The sequence below is a fragment of the Streptomyces hirsutus genome (assembly GCF_001418415.1).
Taxonomy (GTDB): domain Bacteria; phylum Actinomycetota; class Actinomycetes; order Streptomycetales; family Streptomycetaceae; genus Streptomyces; species Streptomyces hirsutus.
The window spans coordinates 1-2089 of record NZ_LIQT01000769.1 but is presented as its reverse complement, the minus strand read 5'-3'; the positions used below and the strand labels follow the sequence as shown (position 1 = coordinate 2089).

The 2089-nt window shown below is 70.0% G+C and carries 1 protein-coding gene; it reads right to left on the bottom strand.

Features of this window, described 5'->3' with window-relative positions; translation table 11 throughout:
• Positions 1-470: 470 nt before the first annotated feature.
• Positions 471-2051, bottom strand: a complete 1581-nt coding sequence (locus tag AOK11_RS38460; RefSeq protein ID WP_055598231.1) for an MDR family MFS transporter — start codon at positions 2049-2051, stop codon at positions 471-473.
• Between the last annotated feature and the right edge of the window lie 38 nt (positions 2052-2089).

Below are 2089 nucleotides of genomic sequence, written 5' to 3'. Positions count from 1 at the left end.
CGGCGACGGCGACGGCGACGGGAACGGTGGTGCGACGGACGTCATCCGGGACGACCTCTCTTCGAATTCTCCGGGGTGGCTGGGTCCGGGGCAACTCACGGCCGCCCCGGAGCATCCTCGGTACGGCGCGGGGGCAGCGGCCTCGGATGGAGTCGGGCACGGGGGTACGGCCGTGCCGCGAAGGGCCGCGAAGGGCGGCGGAAGGAGCTCGGCCCGCGAGGGGCCGCCGTGGGAGGGAAGGGCCGGTCAGACGGCCCGCTGCCGCGTCAGGCGCGACACGCCGCGGACCACACCCGACCGAAGTCGATGTGGTCACGGGTGACGAGACGCTCCCCGGAATTCATGCGCCCCATTGAGCCGGACAACTCGCTCCTCGTCAACAACGCCCGGCCCGCCGCATACACGTGCGGAGGCCCTCCGGGCACCTCCCGGAAGACCTCCGCACGCCACCGCCCCCAAGGGCGTTCGCCTCAGCCGACGCCGGCCGGCGACGCCGTCGTACCGGCGGACTCGGCGGACTCGGCGGACTCGGCGGACTCGGCGGTGAGCCGTTCCATGCCGCTGGTGTCCTTCAGCGGCTTCTCCTTGATGAACAGCACGGCGATCACGGCGAGGGCCGCGACGGGCGTGGCCACGAGGAAGAGGTCCGCGGTGGCGACCCCGTAGGCGTGCTCCACGATCTCCCGCATCGGCTCGGGCAGCGTCGTCATGTCGGGCACCCCTTCGCCGCCGGACTCGCTCGCCCCGGCCGGAATGCCCGCTTCCGTCAGACCCTTGGTCATCTCGGTGGCGACCCGGTTGGCGAGGATGGCCCCGAGCACACTGGTGCCGATCGTGCCGCCCATGCTCCGGAAGAAGGAGAGCACCGAGGTGGCGGCGCCCAGCTCGGTCGCCGGAACGTCGTTCTGCGCGGCCAGGACCAGGTTCTGCATCAGCATGCCGACGCCGACGCCCATGACGGCCATGTAGAGGCTGAGCAGGCCGAAGGGGGTGTCCGCCTCGATGGTGGACAGCAGGCCGAGGCCCGCCGTCATGATGACGGAACCCGCGACCAGGTACACCTTCCACCGGCCGGTGGCGGTGATGATCTGCCCGGCGACGGTCGAGGAGACGAGCAGGCCGAGGATCATGGGCAGGCTCATCAGGCCCGCGACGGTCGGGGACTTGCCCAGGGAGATCTGGAAGTACTGCGAGAGGAAGACGGTGCCGCCGAACATGGCCACACCCACGAGGAGACTCGCGACCGTGGTGAGCGTCACCGTGCGGTTGCGGAAGATGCCCAGCGGAATGATCGGCTCCGGCACGCGCGTCTCGACGACGACCGCGGCGATCAGCAGCAGCACTCCCCCACCGGTCAGCGCGGCGGTCTGCCACGACATCCAGTCGAACTCGCTGCCCGCGAGGGAGACCCAGATGAGCAGGGCGCAGACACCCGCGACGATCAGGAAGGCGCCCAGGAAGTCGATCTTCGCCTCGCGGCGGACGGTGGGCAGCTTCAGGGTGCGCTGCAGCAGCGCGATGGCGAGCAGCGCGAACGGCACACCGATGAAGAAGCACCAGCGCCAGCCGAGCCAGGACGTGTCCACCAGAACACCGCCGATGAGCGGTCCGGCCACGGTGCCGACCGCGAAGACGGCTCCGAAGATGCCCGCGTACTTGCCCAGTCTGCGCGGCGGGATGATGGCCGCCATCACGATCTGCGCCAGAGCCGTGAGTCCACCCGCGCCGATGCCCTGCACCACGCGGCTGAAGATCAGCAGGCCCACGTCCTGGGAGAAGCCCGCCAGCAGGGAGCCGACGACGAACAGGGACAGGGACAGCTGGAGCAGCAGCTTCTGGTTGAACAGGTCCGACAGCTTGCCCCACAGGGGCACCGTCGCCGTCATCGCCAGCAGCTCGGCGGTGATGACCCAGGTGTAGGAGGACTGGCTGGCCTGCAGGTCGGCGATGATGCGCGGGAGCGCGTTGGCGACCACGGTGCTGGCCAGGATGGCGACGAACATGCCGGCCATCAGCCCCGACATGGCCTGGAGGATCTGCCGGTTGGTCATGGAGGTGGGTGACGCCTCTAGGGCCTGTGTGATGTCGT

Bases quoted from the DNA above. Each gene is read 5' to 3' on its own strand.
- AOK11_RS38460 (WP_055598231.1), bottom strand. From the start codon at position 2,051: ATGACCAACCGGCAGATCCTCCAGGCCATGTCGGGGCTGATGGCCGGC.